At 60.3% G+C, this 20,452-nt stretch carries 15 protein-coding genes; 3 read left to right on the top strand and 12 right to left on the bottom strand.

All coding sequences use genetic code 11. The features are described from left to right. Window positions 1–24 precede the first annotated feature (24 nt). From FHR23_RS00555 to FHR23_RS00540, 4 genes are all read right to left on the bottom strand, one after another. Window positions 25–1,293 carry an efflux RND transporter periplasmic adaptor subunit gene (locus FHR23_RS00555; RefSeq protein ID WP_184001004.1) on the bottom strand — a complete coding sequence of 423 codons (1,269 nt, stop codon included), beginning with the start codon at window positions 1,291–1,293 and terminating at the stop codon, window positions 25–27. Further along, window positions 1,293–1,682, bottom strand: a complete 390-nt coding sequence (locus tag FHR23_RS00550; RefSeq protein WP_184001003.1) for a hypothetical protein — start codon at window positions 1,680–1,682, stop codon at window positions 1,293–1,295. The genes FHR23_RS00555 and FHR23_RS00550 overlap by 1 nt, the downstream gene beginning before the upstream one ends. Window positions 1,683–2,040: 358 nt before the next feature. Then, the gene (locus FHR23_RS00545; RefSeq protein WP_184001002.1) at window positions 2,041–2,652 is read right to left on the bottom strand and encodes a TetR/AcrR family transcriptional regulator; all 612 of its coding nucleotides are present in this window, start codon (window positions 2,650–2,652) and stop codon (window positions 2,041–2,043) included. Between the two features lie 44 nt (window positions 2,653–2,696). Beyond that, complete coding sequence (locus FHR23_RS00540; protein WP_184001001.1) at window positions 2,697–4,223, bottom strand: tryptophan halogenase family protein; 1,527 nt, start codon at window positions 4,221–4,223, stop codon at window positions 2,697–2,699. Between the two features lie 283 nt (window positions 4,224–4,506). Between FHR23_RS00540 and FHR23_RS00535 the strand changes: the two genes are divergently transcribed. Next, the gene (locus FHR23_RS00535; protein WP_221227309.1) at window positions 4,507–7,788 is read left to right on the top strand and encodes a TonB-dependent receptor; all 3,282 of its coding nucleotides are present in this window, start codon (window positions 4,507–4,509) and stop codon (window positions 7,786–7,788) included. A 98-nt stretch (window positions 7,789–7,886) separates the two neighbouring features. Here the strand turns inward: FHR23_RS00535 and FHR23_RS00530 are convergent, their stop codons facing one another. Beyond that, window positions 7,887–8,639 carry a DUF6445 family protein gene (locus FHR23_RS00530; protein ID WP_281377170.1) on the bottom strand — a complete coding sequence of 251 codons (753 nt, stop codon included), beginning with the start codon at window positions 8,637–8,639 and terminating at the stop codon, window positions 7,887–7,889. Continuing rightward, window positions 8,636–9,853: an endo-1,4-beta-xylanase gene (locus FHR23_RS00525; RefSeq protein WP_184000998.1), complete on the bottom strand. Its 1,218-nt coding sequence runs from the start codon at window positions 9,851–9,853 to the stop codon at window positions 8,636–8,638. Before FHR23_RS00525 ends, FHR23_RS00530 begins: the two co-directional genes overlap by 4 nt. A 165-nt stretch (window positions 9,854–10,018) precedes the next feature. On the opposite strand from FHR23_RS00525, the gene FHR23_RS00520 reads away from it, so the two are divergent. Then, a complete protein-coding gene (locus tag FHR23_RS00520; RefSeq protein ID WP_184000997.1) occupies window positions 10,019–11,038 on the top strand; it encodes a cupin-like domain-containing protein in 1,020 nt (339 codons plus the stop codon). On the opposite strand, the gene FHR23_RS00515 is transcribed toward FHR23_RS00520, so the two are convergent. The 6 genes from FHR23_RS00515 to FHR23_RS00490 all read right to left on the bottom strand — a co-directional run bounded on the left by FHR23_RS00515 (window position 11,016) and on the right by FHR23_RS00490 (window position 19,285). After that, window positions 11,016–12,551: a tryptophan halogenase family protein gene (locus tag FHR23_RS00515; RefSeq protein WP_343042915.1), complete on the bottom strand. Its 1,536-nt coding sequence runs from the start codon at window positions 12,549–12,551 to the stop codon at window positions 11,016–11,018. The two genes, FHR23_RS00520 and FHR23_RS00515, sit on opposite strands and share 23 nt — an antisense overlap. Beyond that, window positions 12,548–13,972 (bottom strand): tryptophan 7-halogenase, encoded by a 1,425-nt coding sequence (locus FHR23_RS00510; RefSeq protein ID WP_184000996.1) that lies wholly within the window; start codon window positions 13,970–13,972, stop codon window positions 12,548–12,550. Before FHR23_RS00510 ends, FHR23_RS00515 begins: the two co-directional genes overlap by 4 nt. After that, window positions 13,972–15,513 (bottom strand): tryptophan halogenase family protein, encoded by a 1,542-nt coding sequence (locus FHR23_RS00505; RefSeq protein WP_184000995.1) that lies wholly within the window; start codon window positions 15,511–15,513, stop codon window positions 13,972–13,974. Before FHR23_RS00505 ends, FHR23_RS00510 begins: the two co-directional genes overlap by 1 nt. 189 nt (window positions 15,514–15,702) lie before the next feature. Continuing rightward, on the bottom strand, window positions 15,703–16,482 hold the full coding sequence (gene fdhD, locus FHR23_RS00500) for a formate dehydrogenase accessory sulfurtransferase FdhD (RefSeq protein WP_184002235.1): 780 nt from the start codon (window positions 16,480–16,482) through the stop codon (window positions 15,703–15,705). After that, entirely contained in the window at window positions 16,479–17,000 is a 522-nt protein-coding gene (gene mobA, locus FHR23_RS00495) for an NTP transferase domain-containing protein (protein ID WP_184000994.1), read from the bottom strand. Before mobA ends, fdhD begins: the two co-directional genes overlap by 4 nt. Continuing rightward, a complete protein-coding gene (locus tag FHR23_RS00490) occupies window positions 16,997–19,285 on the bottom strand; it encodes an FdhF/YdeP family oxidoreductase (protein ID WP_184000993.1) in 2,289 nt (762 codons plus the stop codon). Before FHR23_RS00490 ends, mobA begins: the two co-directional genes overlap by 4 nt. Window positions 19,286–19,459: 174 nt before the next feature. Between FHR23_RS00490 and trxB the strand changes: the two genes are divergently transcribed. Continuing rightward, window positions 19,460–20,431 carry a thioredoxin-disulfide reductase gene (gene trxB, locus FHR23_RS00485; RefSeq protein ID WP_246359638.1) on the top strand — a complete coding sequence of 324 codons (972 nt, stop codon included), beginning with the start codon at window positions 19,460–19,462 and terminating at the stop codon, window positions 20,429–20,431. Window positions 20,432–20,452 lie beyond the last annotated feature (21 nt).

Genomic DNA, 20,452 nt, shown 5'->3' with positions numbered 1-20,452 from the left:
TGCCTGCTCCTGAAAAAAGAGGGGTTAGCTCGTGGCGAAGGTGGCCTGGCCGGGAACCGGGGCCTCAATCGCCTCTTGCGGTTGGCCGCTGTCGTCGGGCCGGATCTTGCCGGGCTTGGTCAGCACCTTGCTGCCGGGCATGGCGAGTTCGGGATCGCTGATGACGACACGATCCTGCGGGGTCAGCCCGCTGCGGATCACGCGCAACCCATGAACGACGGGACCGAGTTCGACCGGCTTTGCCGTTGCGGTGCCGTCCTTGCCGATGACGACCACCAGCTTGCGGGCCTGATCGGTTTCGATCGAGGCATCGGGGACTAGCAACGCGGTGGTCGTGCCACCGGTCGCCAGCCGCGCATTGCCGAACATGCCCGGTGTCAGGAACATCTTCGGATTGTCGAGGATCGCGCGACCGCGAATGGTGCCCGAACGCGGATCCAGCCCGTTGTCGGTGAAATCCAGCCGCCCGTGCCAGCGATAGCCGGTTTCGTCCTGCAGCTTGATTTCGATGGGGGAGGGGGCGTCGCCTTGTTCCTTTGCCCGCTTTGACTTCAGAAACAGGGCTTCGGAGGCATCGAAGCTGAAATAAATGGGATCGAGCTTGTTGATCGTGGTGAGCAGCGTCGCCGCACTGCCGTCGCCGCCCGCGACCAGGTTGCCCGCATCGACGCGGCGGTCGGAAATCCGGCCGCTGATCGGTGCGCGTACCTGCGTGAAGTTGAGGTCCAGTGCGCGGGCACGTACGGCAGCTTGCGCCCCGGCAAGGGCGGCCTGCGCCGCCTGCTGCTTCGCCTGCAACTGATCGACATCGCTTTGCGACACGGCGTCGACGTCAATCAGCTTGCGTGCGCGAGCGAGGTTGGCGCGTGCCAGTACCAGATCGCTTTGCGCGCTTGCCACACGTGCTTTCGCTTCGGCCAGTGCCGCAGCGAAGGGACGCGGGTCGATGGTGAACAGCAACTGTCCCTTATGAACGATCGCGCCGTCCTGAAAATGGATCGCGGTCACTTCGCCGGAGACGCGCGGACGCACATCAACGGTCTTACTGGCTTCGAAGCGACCGACATAGTCGTCCCATTCGCGAATGGGACGCTGAAGCGGAGTGGCAATGGTAACCGTGGGCGGCGGCGGAGCCGCGGCCGCAGGCGTGCCGCGATGGGCGATTTCATACCCGCCCCACAGGACGAGCGCCAGCGGGGCGGCAGTGATTGCCGCGCGCTTCCATCGGGCAGAGCGGGGGCGTGGCGCGGAAACGACTTCACCGCCGCGCGCGATACGACTGATCATGTTCATTAGTGAACTCGCTGATTAAGGGCGTTGCGGCCACGGCTGATGCTGCCGAGCACCAGCTCATACTGCTCGATAGTGAAACCTGCGGCCTTGAACGCATGAATTTCGGAAGGATGGATCGCATAGCCACGATGCCACGCAATCACTGACAGGCGGCGCAGCGCTTCCAGCCGGGGATCGGCCAGAACCGGGCTGGGGCGCTTGCCGAACAATACGCCCATTGCGATGGACACGCGGCCCGGCTGATGGATGCTCGATAGTCGGTCCTTTTGTGCCAGAGCGACTACCGACCATTCGAGCGGCGACAGCCGGGCCTTTGTTCCCGCGAGCGGTTTCGAAGCAACGGCCGGGGTGGAGGTTTCAAAAGCCTGCGCAAAATCGAAATAGGCCATCACACGTCTCCCTGATGGTGCCGGGTTCGCACACGGCTCCCCCGTTCCGAAAAAGCCGTAACGGCTTATCCGGTGATAAATTTGGACATACCGGCTGCGTTGCTGAAACACGGCAGCGGTGCGGGTATTCGAATGTCGACGAACCGTCCGGACGGCGATGCCGGACCGGATCAGTTTAGCGGATAGTCACTCGCGCTTAGGCGAAAGCGAAACCATCAGCCGATATTGTGGGACAGGTTGGAGCGAATGCACATCGCGCTTCCCCTTTATTGTTTAGTACTGATCGGTATATAAATCAGAGATGAACAACGTCAAGGGTGATTTATATACCGGTCGATATTTTTTGCGAGTGCGAAATTCAGCGGCCCGGCCACATCGCCAATGTTGTTTCGACAACCTGCTCCAAATCCTCGCGTTTTGCGCCGGCACCAGCCTGAATAGCCATGCCCTGCAACACCGCCATTAAATAGCTGGTCAGCGCGCCGGGATCGGTTTCCGGCGGCAAATCGCCCTCCGCCTTGCCCTTTTCGAAGCGATCGATAATCGCCTGTCGCGAGGACTGGCGCCGTGCGATGACTTCTTCGCGGATCGCTTCCGCTTCGGCGCCACAGGCTACCGACGTAATGACGCCCAGACAGCCATGCGGTTCATATTCGCTGCATTGGGCTGCCATTGCGCCATAGAGGAAACGCTCGGCGACGCCCTTTGCCGTCGGCGCATCCAGCGCACCGCGCGTATAGGCCAGCTTTTCGCGTTCGTAGAGGTCGAGCGCCTTGCGGAACAGTTCCTCCTTATTGCCATAGGCAGCGTAGAGGCTGGGACGGGTGATTCCCATCGCCTTGGTCAGTTCCGTGAGCGATGCACCTTCATAGCCTTTGCTCCAGAATACGCGGAGCGCGGCGGTAAGCGCTTCATCGAGATCGAATTCGCGCGGACGCCCCTTTGCCGGAGTACAGACATTCAGTTTCATAATGACTGGTATATAAGTATGTTTTGCCTCTCGTCCAGTGATCCTCAGGCGGCGCAATGTTCCTGAATGAATTGCGCCTGATCCGGCATGTGCTGTTCCGATGCGAGCACCGCGGAACGAATATGCGCCAGCCTGGCGCGCGTTTCCTCAAATGACAGCAGGTCGGCAACCGGGTCGTATCGCCGGGCTTGCAGCCCTTGCCCGACCATGACGGCAAACCAGCTTGTGTCATTGAATAATTCATCGTTTTCGCGGAAACAGCGCCCGGAATTTTCAAAGACCCGGATTTTCTCTGCCAGCCGGTCTGGCACCGGCATCGTCCGGCAATAATTCCAGAACGGTGTGTCGTCGCGTCGTGTCGCCTTGTAATGCAGCACGAGGAAATCGCGAATATACTCGCTCTCCTCAACCATCAGCCGATTGTAGCGATCACGATCGACGCTGGCGAAACTTCGGTCGGGGAAGTTGGACAGCAGCCGGGCGATGCCGGTCTGGATCATCCAGATGCTGGTCGATTCAAGCGGTTCCATGAACCCCGATGCCAGCCCTATCGATACGCAGTTCGCTTCCCAGAAGCGCTCCCGATGCCCGGTGGTGAAACGGATGAGACGCGGATCGCCCAATGCGGGTGTTTCCAGATTGTCGAGAAGCGTCTGCGTCGCCTCGTCATCGCTCATATAGTCGCTGCAATAGACCAAGCCGTTTCCGGTGCGGTGCTGTAACGGAATGCGCCATTGCCATCCCGCCTTGCGGGCGGTCGAACGTGTATAGGAGGGCAGGGCGTTGCCGCGCTCGCTCGGCGCGGTGACGGCGCGATTGCAGGGCAGATGCGCCGACCAGTCGCGATACGGCACCCCCAGCGTTTCGCCGATCAGCAATCCGCGAAAACCGGAACAGTCGATAAACAGGTCGGCTTCCAGCGCCTCACCGTTTTCGAGGCGGACCTGCCGGATATGACCCCCGTTGCCGTCGCGTTCGACGTTCGTGATTTTTCCTTCTACCCGGCGCACGCCGTTCGCTTCGGCCAGTTCGCGCAGATAAAGCGCATACAGGCCAGCGTCGAAATGAAACGCATAGGTGATATTCGAAAGCGGCGAATTTCCGGCATTGACCGGTCGCATGAACCGGTTGGACGCGGCCGCCCGGGCCATCAGCGAAAATTCCTCGATGTCGGGGAATATCCCTGCCTTCGCCATGCGCATCCAGTAAGCGTGGAACGATACCCCCTCCATATCGAGGCCGAAATTGCCGAAAGGATGGAAATAGCGTTCGCCCACCTGTCCCCAGTCGACAAATTCGATGCCGAGTTTGAAACTTCCCTTCGTGCGGCGGACGAATTCATTTTCGTCGATGCCCAGCATGCGATTGAAAGTTCCAAGTTGGGGTATGGTCGCTTCGCCGACACCGACGGTACCGATAGTATCGGATTCCACCAGGGTGATCTGGCAATAGTCCTGCCCCAGTACGCGTGACAGGGCAGCGGCGGTCATCCATCCGGCGGTCCCGCCACCGACGATAAGAATAGATCGAATGCGTTGGCTTTCCAAGGCAATCCCTTCCCATGGACACATAGTGTAGTCTGTTTGCAACAGATGCTACCAACTTTGTTCGCGATAACGCAATCCCGCTTGCGAACGGGAGCAATTCGACATAGACATAATGTTGTTAGCGTTATCTTTTTGTATGAGTTTAGAAAACAAGGCTCGTTTTAAGGCCTGTGTGTAAAACGGGGAGGATTTTTATATGTCGAATGGTGTTTTGTTGCGTTCGCTTGGCGCGCGCGCATATTTATACGGCGCCTCCATGGTGGCGTTGGGCGCTTCTCTTGGAATTTCTCCCGTTTATGCAAAGCCGTTGCAGCAACAGGAGGCTGGCGCACAATCGTCGCAGTCCGGAAAGGCCAAGGGCAAGAGGAAGCAGACCTCGACTGTTGGCACGACGCAACAGGCCGGAACGTCCGGGCAGGCGGCTGCGGATCAGGCGGCGGCAAGTGTCCCTCAATCGGGCGATATCGTCGTTACGGGGTTTCTTGAATCGTTGCGCAGCGCCCAGTCGATCAAGAAAAACAGTGCGGTTATCGTCGATTCGATTACGGCCGAAGATATCGGCGCGCTGCCCGACCGCTCGGTTACGGAAGCGCTGCAGCGTATTCCCGGTGTTTCGATCAACCGCTTTGCGGCAGGTGTCGACCCCGACCACTTCTCGGTCGAAGGATCGGGCGTTACCATTCGCGGCCTGACCTACACGCGCTCCGAAATCAACGGCAACGATGCCTTCAGCGCCGGCAATGGCAGCGGTATCAATTTTCAGGATATTCCGTCCGAGTTGCTGGCCGGTGTCGATGTGTTCAAGACGCCCACTGCGTCGATGATCGAAGGCGGTATCGGCGGCACGGTGAATTTGCGTACGCGTCTGCCGTTCGATCAGAAAAAGGCACTGCTCGCCGGATCGTTGCAGATGAATTACGGCGACTTTGCCAAAAAGGGATCGCCGGTCGTCTCCATGCTGGCGAGCAATCGCTGGGACACGCCGATCGGTGAAATCGGGATCCTGGGCAGTTTTTCCTATTCGCAGCTTTATTCGCGTGCCGACCGGCTGGGGATCAGCAGTTTCCGCCCGCGCACGGTCTATTCCGACGGCACCCGCAATGACGTAATTCCGTTCGACGGTGCTACCGAGGTCGGGTCGATCCTGTTCCCGCGCGGCGCCGTGGTGGGCAGTCAGAATTTCGATCGGCAGCGTTATGGCTTTTCGGGAGCCCTGCAATGGCGCAGCAATGACGGTTCGATGGAGGCGACCTTTCGCTTCCTGCGTTCAGACGCGCGTCAGGCCTGGAACGAGAACACGATCGAGATCGCGACGGATAACGTTGCAGCGAATTCGGATGCGAACGGCGTTCCCGACAGTCGTGCCCGCGCGGGCACGTCGATCAACTATGACGATAGCGGCATGTTCGAAAGCGGGTATATCACCGGGCCGACCGGTTGGCGTGCTGACCAGAACTCGGGCAATGCACGCACGCCCGCAGAAGGGCTGCAGTCCAACAATATCGCCCGTCAGCATACCGAGCGCAATGTCGTTAACGATTATACGGCGAATTTCCGCTGGGACATGACCGATCGTCTGAGCATGAAACTCGACTATCAGCATGTCGATTCCTTTGCGCAGGCAATGGACAATGGTTTGTGGATATCGAGCTATCAGGACGCCTATATCAAATTGAACGGCAACAGTCTGCCCGACGTCCAGTTCCTGCCGCCGCAGAATTGCGAGTCAGCCAATTTCAATACAGCGACCAATTCCTGCATGGGAACCCCGGGAACCGCAAACTATCCATCCTATTATACGGGGTCTCACCAGAGTTTTCTTGATCCGTATAACAGCTTCTATCGTTCAGCGATGGATCATTACGAATATTCGGACGGGAATGAGGACTCGATTCGGGCCGATTTCAACTACCGGTTCCCAGATAATGGCTTCCTGAAATCTGTACAGGTCGGTGGACGCTATGCGGATCGCGATCAGACTGCGCGTTACTCCGTCTATAACTGGGGCCGGTTGAGCGAGCAGTGGGGGAATAACGGTCCGGTATGGCTGGACGACCCCGTCAATGGTGCGCAACTAAACGGCTATGTGCCCAACCTGTTCGGGGACTATTTCAAGGGACAGGCCGCCTTCCCGGGTAGTCCGGGTCGCCTTTATTATTCGGGAAATCCGGCGACGGATTATCAGGATTATATCAACTACGCCACGGCGATTAACCGTCAATGGGAACCAACGACTACCTGTTCGGACGGTCGGGTAATCAACGGCGGCTGGAATCCGATCATCAGCCGTTGCGGCAACCTGCCTAATTCGCCGTTCCAGCCGGGTGAGGTCAATCCGCAGCACTGGCGCAACTGGGCGACCTATGTGATGGCAAACATCGATTCCACCTTCAGCAACGGGTGGGAACTGACCGGCAATGTCGGTGTTCGCTACACAAACACCCGGCGTAGTTCATTCGGTTATCAGCAGTTTGCCAACAATGCGAATTCGCTGCCGACGGAAGCGCAGTGTAACGAACCGATTGATCCGGGCCAACAGGCTTCACCCTTCTGTACTTTCTCGCCGGAAGTCAGGGCTCAGGCGCGCGCATTCTTGAACGGTGCGTTGAATGGTAACGACAAAATCGTCAATTACGATTATTGGCTTCCAAGCGCCAATTTCAAGCTGGCGGTTACTGACAAGCTCCAGTTTCGCTTAGGCTATTTCAAAGGAGTGTATGCGCCGCAATTCGGGTATACGCGGAATTACTTCAACATCACTGGTCTTTCGACTGTGGCGAATTACGATTCGAGCGGGAATGCTATTCCTAACAGCTATTCGATTCAGACCACGACAACGGCCGGCAATCCTTTGCTGCTTCCGACCAAATCGGACAATTATGACTTTACGGTCGGATGGTATTTCTCGAATGTGGGGCATTTGACGGGAGCGCTTTTCTATAAGCGTCTGACCGATGTGGTGACCAATTCGACTCAGCGGATTGATCTTACTAACAACGGTGCAACGTTCCCCGCCGTGGTCACGCAGCCGGTCAATTCGCCGGACGTAGGCCATGTGAAGGGGTTCGAACTTTCCTATTCACAGGTTTACTCCTTCCTGCCGGGCTTCCTGAAAGGGCTGGGGCTTCAAGCCACCTATACCTATGTTGACTCGTCCGGTGTGCCGCAAAGCACGCTGTCGGCAACCGATCCCGATGTTGCGGCAGGTCGTACCTCGTCGATCACCGGCACGGATTTCCCGCTTCAGGGGCTGTCCAAGCATACGATCAACGTCACGCCGTTCATCAATATCGGGCCGCTGGAACTGCGCGCAGCCTATAACTGGCGTTCGCGGTATCTGTTGACGATCCGCGATGTGATCACGCCGTTCGACCCGATTTTCCAGGAGGCTTATGGCCAGTTGGATGCGTCCGCGACCTTTACCGTCACGCCGCACTTCAAGATCGGAGTACAGGCGGTCAACCTGACCAACTCGATCACCAAGACACAGGCTGCGGTGCTCGATTCAGCCGGCAAGATCCAATATGTTCCGCGTCAATGGTACACGGCGGACAGCCGTTTCACGATCCTGACCCGCTTTACGTTCTAAAAGCGGGCTTCCTCCCTCAAGGGCCGTCTGCGCAATTGCGCGGACGGCCTTTTTTTGAAGGGTAGCGTCGGCATGGCGACGGACAGGGGGCCGACAGGTCAGGGAGACGTCGGCCGGTATCCGATAAAGATATTGGCGGTCAAACGTCCCCGCAGCGGGTCGGCAACCAGGGGCATATCTGTCGGGATCACCCCGCTGTGCAGCAGGTTGCTGCGATAGATCAGCATTCGATTGCGCCTCGCGCCGACGGTTGCGATCCGTTCGAAGTCGGGATCGTCATCGGCAATGTATCGCACGGGCAGCGCGGCCCGGCGTGGCTTTTCCTTTTCCAGAGCGGCATTCCAGATCGCCTCCCGATCGGGTGTGATCGTTTCGAATCCCGTTGTCCGATGCCGAAAGAACGCGGTGCCGCCGAAATGCGCATCGCACAGGAAATGCAGCACGGCGAAATGCCATGGACTGCTGGTGTCGATATGCGGATGCCGCTGCATCGGAAGAAGTTGTTTCGGCGCTTTGGTCACGATTGAATAAACGCAATCGACATGGGCCGGGCGAATGGGCCCCAGCTTCCAGCTCTGCGCGATCAGGGGCGTAGCGCGTGCCACCACCGCTTCGGCATAATCAAGCGGCAAGGGCGCGCGGGGGCCGGGGTACAGGCCGTTCAGCGTCTCATCGAACCGTTGTGTCGTGGCGAAACGGATCAATTCATCAGGGTGCTGCAGGGCGTCGTCGATGACGATGATCTGTTCCCCCTCGACGCCCACCGGCATGATTTGGATGCGTGCCTTCGAAGATAAGGCGAAGGCGGTTGCTCCGGACCGGGAACGGGAAGAGGGATCCTCGGAATTCATGCCTTGCGCATTGCAGTCCTTTTAAAACCATCGGTCAGGGTAAGCACCATGTCCTTCGGGCCGAACGAGGCATCATAGGGGCAGCCGCGCACCATCGTTCCGTCCTTGCGCGGGGCGAACCCCTGTAGCCAGCTATATTTATCGCACATTCCCCATGTCAGGACATCCTTCAACCGGGGGTATGACAGCATCAGGTCCATATAGCCCCCCAGATAGCCGGCAATCGCACGGTCGCGCACTACCGGGTTGGTGGGCAAGGCACCGTCGCGCACATCCATTTCGGTGATGACGAGATCGTAACCCATGCCGGTCACTTCATCGAGGAAATGGCGCCATTCGGGGCTGTAGCGCTTGACCAGTTGTTCAGGCGGTACGTCGTCGGTGTAGATCAGGTGCGACTGTACGCCCAGCGCGTTGACGGGAACGCCGCGTTTGCGAAATCCTTCGAGCAGTTTCAGCACGCCTTTGCGATGGGGAATGTTCTCGCCGCCTTCCCAGCTCATATAGTCGTTATAAACCAACTGCGTATCGGGCAGTTCTTCGCGCGCGGTATGAAAGGCGAGGTCGATGATCGAGGTGTCGTTACCGGTCGCGTTCGCCAGCGAGTTGCGGCGCAGCTCGCCGGTTTTCGGTTCGATTGCCTCATTCACGACGTCATAACTGATGATACGCCCGCGATATCGCCGGGTGATGGTGCGGATATGTTGTTCGACCAGTTCCGCAGCCTTTCGTGCGGGATGCGGGCCGAAATCGAAATCGGTCAGCCATTTGGGGAAATATTTCGGATCGTACCACAACAGCGTATGGCCGCGCATCGCAAAGCCGTGCGCTTCGGCAAAGGCAAGGATGGCGTCGAATTTGCGAAAGTCGAAATGCGTGGCGTCGGGACGGGTCGCCTGCCACTTCAGTTCGTTTTCGGGGACGAGGATGCTGCATTGCCCTTTTAACAGCGAGGCATAAGCGGGGTTGTTGCCGCTGGCCCGGTCGGCACCGGGCGGCCCCCAGGCGATATTCGAGCCGAAGCGCATTCCCTTGATCGCGGCATGCGCCCCGATTGCCAGCGCTTCGGGCGGAACAGGGCCGGGCGGCATCAGCGAGGTTGACCCGGTCGCGGCGGCAGCGGCACCCGGTACGTTCGCGGCCAGACCAAGCGCCAGTCCTGCCCCCATGGTTTCCCGGCGGCTCAGGCGCAATTTCCCGGTTGTTTCACTCATTCGATTCCTCTCCGTCGCAAAGGCGGTGGTTTATTTATGCTAGCGCTAACTTTCGGGTATAGGAGGCAAGTGTCAATGGGCTTCGACGGCCTGCTCCGGAAAATCGAGGCGCACTTTCCGGACGCGTTGTTGGAAATCCGGCATGTTTAATGCTCAAAGGGACGCATGACAGATATTTCCTCTCTGCAAGCCGTTCAGGAGATCAGCGGTGACACCGCGGGTGAAGAACTGCGCGCCAGTATAGAAAATTATCGACCGTTGGTGTTGCGCAAGCTGGTGCCGGACTGGCCGCTGGTCCGCGCGGCCGGGCAGGGAGAGGCGGCGGTGCAACGCTTGCTTGCGCCGCTCGATACCGGAATGCCGGTCGATACGATGGTGGCGAAGCTCGGTACCAGGAAACGGTTTTTCTATTCCGACGATATGCGCGGTTTCAATTATACCATTGAAAAACTGCCGTTGCGCGCCGTGCTGAACCGGATTGCGGCTACTGCGGCCGACGCCGATATGCCCGCGCTCTATGCCGGAGCGGCTCCGGTCGAGCGTCACGCGCCCGAATTTGCCGCTGCGCATCGCCTGCCTCTCGATACGCCGGGTGCGGTGCCGCGATTGTGGGTGGGAAGTGCGTCGCAGGTATCGACGCATTACGACCTCTCGGAAAACATTGCCGTCGTCGGCGCCGGACGCCGACGCTTTCTGCTGTTTCCGCCTGAGGCGACGCCGGACCTTTATGTCGGGCCGCTCAACTTCACGCCCGCGGGGCAGCCGGTGAGTATGGTCGATCCATTGCACCCCGATCCGGATCGCTATCCCCGGTTTGCAACCGCTATGGAAAAAGCACTGATCGCCGAACTGGAGCCCGGCGACGCCATCTATATTCCCACGCTCTGGTGGCATCATGTCGAGGCGCTTTCGCCCTTCAACGTGCTCGTCAATTACTGGTATAATGACCCTGTCCGGGGCGGCGCCTTCATCACCTTTATCCATGCGCTTCAGACTTTACGCGACCTGCCCGCGCCGCAGCGCGCCGCCTGGGCGGGCTGGTTCGACCATTTCGTATTTGCCGACGATGCGGATCGCGCCGCGGACCATCTGCCGCCCCATGCGCGCGGCATACAGGGAGCAGCCTCACCGCAACGCGATGAAGCGATCCGCAGCTTCGTGCTCAGGGCATTGTCCCAGCCTTAGGGGCCGGTGCAGCACAATGAGCTGCGATATAGTCGGCATGCGACGGAATGCGCGCGGCAGTGGCGGTAAGCGTGGCGCGCATGCGCTGCATCGTCTGTTGCACGCGCGCCGGGTCCATGGAGTCGACCAGCGGGTCATGGCCGTGGGGCAGGACATGCTGGCCCAGCATCACCGCGACCCAGCTCGGCACCCCGAAAAGGTCGTGATCGTAGCGTAGCACGCGCCCTTTTTCGCGGAACAGGTCGATCTTGTGCGCCAGGCTGTCGGGCACGTCCATGGTGCGCACATGGTTCCAGAATGGTGTGTCGTCGCGTGCCGTCGCCTTGTAATGCAGGACGATAAAGTCGCGGATATATTCATATTGCTCGGTCATCAGCCGGTTATATTCGCGCCGTTCGACCGCACTTGGCCGGCGGTCGGGAAACAGCCAGAACAGCTTGGAAATGCCCGTCTGTATCAGGTGAATGCTGGTCGATTCGAGCGGTTCGATGAACCCGCCCGACAGCCCCAGCGCGATCACATTCTTTTCCCAGAATCGTTCGCGAACCCCGGTCGTGAAGCCCAGGTGCCGGGCCTCCCCGGCGGGGGGTGTTTCCAGCCCGTCGCGCAGTGCCTGTTCGGCCATATTGGCATCCATATAGGCAGAGCTGTAGACATGGCCGTTGCCGGTGCGATGCTGCAACGGGATGCGCCAGCGCCAGCCTGCGCTGTCGGCGGTTGCACGGGTATAGGGCGGCAACGGCGACAGCCGCTCGCCGGGAAGCGCCACCGCCCGGTCGCACGGCAGCCAGCGCGACCAGTCGCGATAGGCAACGTCCAGCGTTTTGCCGAGCAACAGGCTGCGAAAGCCGGAGCAATCGAGGAACAGGTCGCCTTCGACACGGCGTCCATCCTCCAGCAGCAATGCGGTAACGAAGCCGCTTTCGCCATCCTGCTCGACATCGACGATGCGACCTTCGACGCGGGTGACACCCTGTACCTCCGACCGACGACGCAGATAGGCGGCGTACAGCGTGGCGTCGAAATGATAGGCGTGGGTCATCTGCCGCAGCGGCGAACGCGGGTCGCGCTCTGCAGGCGCATAGGCATTGGCGTAACAGGCGGCGGCCGTTATCGAATAGTCGGTGATTGCTCCGACATCCGCCTGATCGCGATAGGCCGACCAGAACTGGTGAAAGGCAACCCCTTCGAAATCATGCCCCAGTTCGCCGAAGGGGTGCAGATAGCGTTTGCCGCGCCGATACCAGTCGACGAACTCGATGCCCAGCTTGAATGTCGCCTGGGTGGCGCGCATGAAGTCGTTTTCCTCGATGCCGAGCATGCGGTTGAAATTAACGATCGGCGGGATAGTCGCCTCACCGACGCCGATCGTGCCGATGGTGTCGGATTCGACCAGCGTGAACTGGCGCTGTCCGTTATTCAGGAACCGCGACACTGCGGCCGCCGCCATCCACCCGGCGGTGCCCCCGCCGACGATGACGATGGAACGCACGGGATCATGCGGACTTGTCACGGCGATTCCAGCATGTGTTTCAGTGCTGCCGAATAGGGGTGACCGGCGGCGAGGGCCGCCGCGATACGCTGTTCGGCGGCATGGGCATTCTGTGCACGAACGGCGGGATCAATCGCGCGCACCCGTGCCGACAGGCCGGGACCGATGCCAAGCCCGGACAGCAATTGCACCCACATGTCTCGCGGAATGCTGTCCTCCTCGACCGGGGGCAGGCGTCCACGGCGGGCATAGTCGTTCAGCGTGCGGGCGAGTTGCGGGGAACGCTCCATGTCGTGCTTGCCGACATGATGCGCAGCCACAAAATCCCGTACCCGATCGGCGGCAAGCGCAAACCGCCGGTTGAATTCCTTCGCTTCCGCCGTGCCGTCGCCATGGCCCGGCAACAGATCGAGCATCAGCAGAATGCTGTGCCGGGCCAGATGCAGGTTCAGCCATTGCAGCGGCTCAAACGCGGCCGCCGCATCGCCGATGGCGATGCTGTTGTCCGACCAGGGGGATGCCAGCCTGCCGGGCGTCAATGCTGCGATCGGCCCGGCCGGAATTTCGAGCATGTGCCGCGCGGTTTCGGCATCCGGCAATGCGGTGGAGCTAGACGACCAGCAGGCAAAGACATGCGTGCGATCCCGGCTGGGTGCGACGATTCGATAGCCCCTGTCGAGTGCCTGTACCTCGTCCCGCGGCGATATGCTGGGGGGCAGCGGACGGTCCGGCCATGCCACGCGATTGACGGGCAGCATGGCGCTCCAGTCCTGCCATTCTTCGCCATCGTGCAGCATCCGTTCCGGGCCGGTGCAGTCGATATAGAGGTCCGCCGTCAACGGCGTGCCGTCCGCCAGTGTCAGCCGCGAAATCCTCCCTGTATCATCGCGCGATGCCGTCAGCGTCGGACTGGCGAGCAGGGTGACATTCAGGTGTCGGGCAAGCCCTGCCAGCAGGTTGGCATGCGCCGCCGGATCGAAGCGCAGCGCATAATCGAGATCGGCAAGCGGTGAACCGGGCGTGTCTTCGGGAAGCGCAAATTTTCCTTCGGCGGCCAGCGCAGCGGCGGGGCCGGCATGGGGTGTCGCCCCGGCATCGTTGAGTGCCTTGCCGGTCCAGCTTTCGGCGCCATCGTCGGCGGCGCCATAACCGATCAGGAACTGTCCCCCGTCCGGCCGCCAGCCATTGAATGATGTCGCCAGCCGGTGCGTGGCGCCCGCACGATGGAGCAACATGGCTTCATCGATCCCGATACGCTGATGCAGGCGGCGCAGCACGGGCAGTGCGCCGGGACTGAGATCAGCAAGCGCAGCGGGTGACAAGGTAGTGCGAACCAGCGTGATCTGCGCATTGGGCAGGGCACGGGCAAGCGCCGTCGCGGCCAGCAGCGCGACCTGCCCGCCGCCGACCACGGCGATGCGAGAGAGTGTGGAGGCCGTCATCAGCTGGCTACCGGTTGGGGCGATCGTGCGTTCAGAAATGCGCCATGACGGGGCAGAACCGCGACGCGGCGGTCGATTTCCTCTTTCAGGCTGGTCATGGCATCCGCCAGCCGGTCTTGCGGCACTGCATCGGCGCGCGGGTCATAGCTTGCGGGGATAAGCCCCTGTCCCAGACACACCGATATCCAGCTTGCATCGAGAAACAACCCGTACTGATGGTGATGAACACGCGCTCCATCGCGCCAAAGCCGCAATTTCTCCTTCAGGCTGTCGGGGACTTCCATGGTGCGGACATGGTTCCAGAATGGCGTATCGTCGCGCCGGGTGGCGTTGTAGTGGAGGATCAGAAAGTCTCGGATCAGGTCATATTCCATATCGACCTGTTCGTTGAAGGATGCGCGATCATCCTCGGTAATCGCACCCACCGGGAACAGCTCGACCAGCCGCGCGATTGCCATTTGCACCAGATAGATGCTGGTCGATTCCAGCGGCTCCAGAAACCCGCTGGAAAGGCCGATGCCGATGACATTTCGCTCCCAGCTTCGGGCACGGCGCCCGGCGCGGAAGCGCAGCACGCGCGGATCGGCCAGCGGCTCCCCCTCTACGGCTTCAAGGATTGTCGCGCAGGCCTCATCCTCCGACACATATGCGCTGGAGAAAACATAGCCGTTGCCGATGCGATGGCGCAGCGGAATGCGCCACCGCCATCCGGCAGGCATCGCAAGCGCTTGCGTAAACGGTTCGATTTCATCGTCCGCTGCGGCGCAGGGCAGGGCGGCGGCACCGTCGCAGGGCAGCCATTGCGACCAGTCTTCCCAGTCGACGGCCATTGTCTTGCCCAGCAACAGGCTGCGGAATCCTGAACAGTCGATAAACAGGTCGCCCTCGATCCGCCTTCCGTCGGCCAGATGCAGCGCCGCGACATCCCCCCCGGCGGTTCGCTCGACATCTTCTACCCGGCCTTCGATGCGGGTCACGCCGCGCCGGGTTGCATAGTCGCGCAGATAGGGGCCGAAACGCGTGGCATCGAACTGATAGGCATAGCCATAGGTGGTGCCGATGGTGCCGTCGTCATAAGGAATGGCGAAACGGCCCGCCCGCGCCAGTGCAACCGCCATCGAATAGGGCTCGATCGCGGTGCCGTCGACTGCGCCTGCTGCCGGTTGTTGTCGCAACCAATAGTGATGGAAGGGGACTCCGGCGACCTCCGTCCCATAAGCGCCGAACGGATGGATATAGCGTTCGCCGACGGCCCCGAAATCGCGAAAATCGATGCCGAGTTTGAAGGTCGCATGGGTGCGTTCCATGAACTCGACCTCATCCAGCCCAAGCTGCTCGACGAAGTTGCGGATATGCGGCAGGGTTGCTTCGCCCACGCCGACAATGCCGATTTCCTCTGATTCGACCAGCGTGACCTGCGCCACGCCGGGGAGGTGGCGTGCCAGCGCGGCAGCCGTCATCCAGCCGGCCGTGCCGCCACCCAGAATAACAACCCGGCACGGCGCAGCAGGTCCGTTCCCGAACGGGTCGGGGGTAATCATGGCGTGATGTCCGGGCAGATTGACGGAGGATCGAAGGGGGCAGGTGTCGACAGCGGCGTTATCCTCTCCTTTTTCGCCCGGACGATGCCGGGCAAATCGATCTTCGTCGGCGTAGCGCTACCATGCCGCAGGAACAGTGTCGCTTCAAGCTGGGACGCGGGCAGACTGTCCGGTACGCGGCACCCGATGTCAGCCAAGCGGATCGTTCAGTACCAGCATCGAATCGTTTCGCGCCAGCGCAACCAGTCCCAGACCGTGGGTACGGGCATGGTCGACAGCCATGCTCGTCGGGGCAGAGATACCCACCAGCAGCCCCATGCGCGCGACCAGCGCCTTGTCCGCCATTTCAAAGCTGATCCGCGAGGTGATGAGGCAGAAACCGTCTTTAGGCGCCATGCCGCCGATCATGCCGATCAGCTTGTCCAGCGCGTTGTGGCGTCCCACGTCTTCAGCGGAATGTTGAACGTCGCCGTTTGAATTGCACCAGAAGGCGGCATGTGTGGCCCCCGTCTCCTGATTGAGAGGCTGATATGCCCGTGTCTTTTCCAGTGCCGCGAAAATGGCATCACGGTCGATGGCTGTCGGTTCAGGCGGCGGGGGCAGGGGGCGAGTAAGGCTTTCCAGACTGGCGATGCCGCACAGACCGCAGCCCGTATCACTGGTGCGATGCCGCACGCGTTCGCCGATCCGCTTCGCCGCTTCGGGGGCGAGCTGAATGCGCAGGATCGTTCCTGCGGTGACTTTCGCGATGTCGATGTCGAGAATATCGGCGGCGTCGCGGGCGATCCGTTCGGTCAGTGCAAAGCCCAGCGCAAAGTTGTGTAAATGTGCGGGCGTCATCATCATCACGGCATAGCCGATGCCGTTAAATTCGATTGCCACGGGCGTTTCCACGGCAATGGAACGCGTTTCGTGGAGGCTATCGTCACGGGTCAGACGGACAAGCTGCTCTTCGCGACTGCCGGTCACTGCATCCGCTCCAGATCTTCGGGCGTGTCGACGTCCATCACCGGAACGCCGATGTGCACGGGAATCGCACCCATGGCTCGGGCAAAGCCGCGCACTGACCGTTCCCGGCCTTCGCGCAACCATTCTTCCAATTCCGGTAAAAGCGAGGTCGGCCAGTGGCCGAATACAGGATGATCCGCACACCAGCTTGGTGCGCGGTCAAGGGCGGTGAACAGGGCATCAGGCGGGGATGGCACATCGCAGGGTACGGTCAGCACGCTATCCGCACCGATTGCTGCGGCATGGCGCAAGGCACCTCCGATTCCGCCCAGAGGCCCCAGATCCGGCTGGGGATAGTCTGGCCTGTCGTCAAAACCCGGATAGTGGCCCCCGATTACCACCAGCGTATCGACATGATGACGAAGGGCCGCCGCAGCATGGTCGATCAGCGTCTCGCCCGACAACCGTGCAAGCGCCTTGTCGGTACCGAAGCGGCTGGAGCGGCCCCCCGCCAATATCGCCCCCAATCTAATCGTCACGCGGGCTTGCGTATCTTTACCGGAACGGACTTGCCCGCCGGTACATTGCTTTCCAGCGCATGGTGTTCGAGCGGGATGAGGATGTTCAACTCCGGGAAATAGCCGCCGATACAGCCTTTCGGGATATTGTAGGGCACGACGCGCAGCCCGTCCACGACACGCTCCACACCATCCTCGGCATCGCTTTCCAGCCCGACAATATCGCCGTCCTTCAGACCCAGCCGGGCGATATCGTCATGGTTCATCATCACGACCTCCCGCGTGCCGATAATCCCGCGAAAACGGTCGCGATAGCCATATACGGTGGTGTTGAACTGATCATTCGAACGTAGCGTAATCAGCGCGAAGCGATCCGGTTTGTCTTCGAACCCGCTAGCATTGAGCGCGCGCGGTACGTTGAATTCAGCCTTGCCGCTCTTGGTCTTCCATTGGCGATGCGCCGCCGGATTGCCCTTCCAGAATCCGCCCGGCTGAAACATGCGTTCGTTGAAATTGGTGAACATGTCGGGATAGGTGTTTTCGATCGCATCGCGAACCAGACCGTAATCGCCGACCCATTTGTCCCATGGCACATTGGGATTGGGTTCCAGCGTCGCCTTTGCGATGCCTGCGACGATTGCCGGTTCGGACAGCAGGTGGGGACTGGCCGGTTCCGCTTTTCCGACCGAACCATAGATATGGCTGAACGAATCCTCCATCGTCACGGCCTGTCGCCCGGTCGCCTGCATATCGCGCTCCATCCGGCCGAGGCAGGGAAGAAGATAGCTTTCTTCGCCGGGGTACAGATGCGACTTGTTGAGCTTGGTCGCGATATGCACCGCGATTGGCAGCTTCGCCCAGCCTTCGCACATCTTTTCGTGCTCGGGCGTGGCGCGCAGGAAGTTGCCGCCAAGCTGGATAAAGCCCTGTGCTTCACCCGAAATGATCGCGCGGCAGCTTTCAACCGTATCCCAGCCTTTCTCCATCGGCGGCTCGAACTCATAAAGCTGCCGCAGACGGTCATTGGGGGCCAGTTCGGGCTTTTCGGTGATGCCGACGGTGCGCTGTCCCTGCACATTGGAATGGCCGCGCACCGGCCCCGGACCCGCGCCGGGACGGCCGATATGGCCGCGCATCAGCAACAGGTTCAGGATCATGTAGAGCGCATCCATGCCATAGCGATGCTGGGTAATGCCCATGCCATAGACGGCGATCATCGCCCTGGATTTCAGATAGACGCGTGCGGCGTCCTCAATGGCTTCGCGAGTCAGGCCGCTTTCGCGAACGATATCGTCCCAGTCGGCGTCACGCGCGAACTGCGCCACCTCGTCAAAGCGGACCGTATGCTGTTCGATGAAATGATGGTCGAGAACCGCCGGTTCGCCCGCTGACTTTGCCTTGTCATCGGCTTCAACCGCGATCTTGATGATGCCGAGAATGGCCGAAATGTCGCCGCCTGCACGGACCTGATGATATTGAGTGGCGATCTGCGTCGAACTGTCGGTGGCCATCTGCACCGGGTTCTGCGGATCGGTAAAGCGCTCCCAGCCGCGTTCGCGCAAGGGGTTGAACACGACGATCTCCACCCCGCGCTTGCGCGCCGCTTTCAGCGTGTGGAGCATCCGCGGCGAATTGACGCCGACATTCTGGCCCCAGCAGAAGATCGCATCGCATTTTTCATAATCTTCCATCTGGATCGTCGCGACGGGCGATCCGGTGGCGTTTTTCATACCGACCGATGTGGTTTCATGGCACATGTTCGAGCTGTCGGGCAGGTTGTGACACCCCCACAGCCGCGCAAACAGCGAATACATATAGGAGGTTTCGAGGCTCGCCCGCCCGGACGCGTAACAAACGACCTTGGTGGGATCGAGCGTGCGCAGTTTCTTGCCGATGCCGTCAAACGCTTCGGCCCAGCTCACGGCCACATATTTGTCGGTCGCGGCATCATATTTCATCGGGTGAGTCAGGCGGCCCGCCTGTTCAAGATCGTGGTCGGGCCAGTCTTTCAGTTCGCTGACGGTATGTTCCTGAAAGAATTCAGGCGTGTTGCGCAGGCCGGTCAGCTCCCATGCGGTCGCCTTGACGCCGTTTTCACAGAATTCGGCCAGGTGAGGTTTTTCCGGTTTGCTCCACGCACAGCTTACGCACATCGCGCCTTCGGGCTTGTTCAGTCGCCGCAGCGTATCCAACGTGTCGGTTCCGGCCTTTTCTTCCGGGAGAATCCGGGCGACGCTTTTCATCGACCCCCAGCCACCGGCGGCACCTTCATATTCCTTGATCTTGATATCGCCGTGGTCCGCCATGTCCGTATCTCCCGAGCTTACCCTCGGAACAACTCTGCATCGTGACTATCGTTGCATCAAGAAAAGCTGTCATCTCACCCGGATTGGCATTGTCGCGGACGTCCCCATGTTGATGGCGACAGCGCGAGTGCGTATCGCAGTCGCCAGATCAAAAGAATCATCGAAGAGACGAGCATGAGCACCACCCATTCCACGCCGATGCTGATCCTGGGCTCCGGCCCGGCCGGTTTGTCCGCCGCCATTTATGGCGCACGCGCAGGCATGAAGCCGATCCTTGTGCAGGGCATCCAGCCCGGTGGCCAGTTGATGACGACCACCGATGTCGAAAATTACCCCGGTTTCGCGGACGTCATTCAGGGGCCTTGGCTGATGGAGCAGATGCAGAAACAGGCCGAGCATGTCGGTACGACGCTGATGTACGACACGATTGTCGAGGTCGATCTGTCGAAGCGTCCGTTCCGTCTGACCGGCGACAGCGGCGACGTATATGAAGGGCAGGTGCTGGTGATCGCGACCGGTGCGCAGGCGAAATGGCTGGGCCTCGACAGCGAAGAGGCGATGAAGGGCAAGGGCGTGTCCGCCTGTGCCACCTGCGACGGTTTTTTCTATCGCGGCAAGAAGGTGGCGGTGATCGGCGGCGGCAACACTGCGGTCGAAGAGGCGCTGTACCTGACCAACCACTCGCCCGACGTAACGCTGATCCATCGTCGCGATGAACTGCGCGCGGAAAAGATCCTTCAGGAACGCCTGTTCAAGAATGAACGCATCAGCGTGTTGTGGAACAAGACCATCGAACGCTTTGTCGGCGGCGGTGAGCCGGAAGGGCTTGTGGCGCTGGAACTGCGGGACACCGAAACCGGCGAAGTGTCGACGCTGGAGGTTGAGGGCGGGTTCGTCGCGATCGGCCATCACCCGGCAACCGAGCTGTTTCGCGGACATCTCGAACTGGACGACGACAGCTATATCAAGGTCGAAACCGGAAGCACGCGGACCAGTGTGCCGGGCGTCTTCGCGTGCGGTGACGTCATGGACAAGGTCTATCGCCAGGCCGTGACGGCGGCAGGCACCGGTTGCATGGCAGCACTGGATGCCGAACGCTTTCTTGCCGAAGCCGAGTTTGAAAACATCGTCGAAGCGGCGGAATAATACGCTTATTGCCGCTCTGGC

Origin of the sequence: Stakelama sediminis (assembly GCF_014199335.1) — a bacterium.
Taxonomy (GTDB): domain Bacteria; phylum Pseudomonadota; class Alphaproteobacteria; order Sphingomonadales; family Sphingomonadaceae; genus Sphingomonas; species Sphingomonas sediminis.
This window is presented reverse-complemented; position numbering and strand designations above follow the sequence as displayed.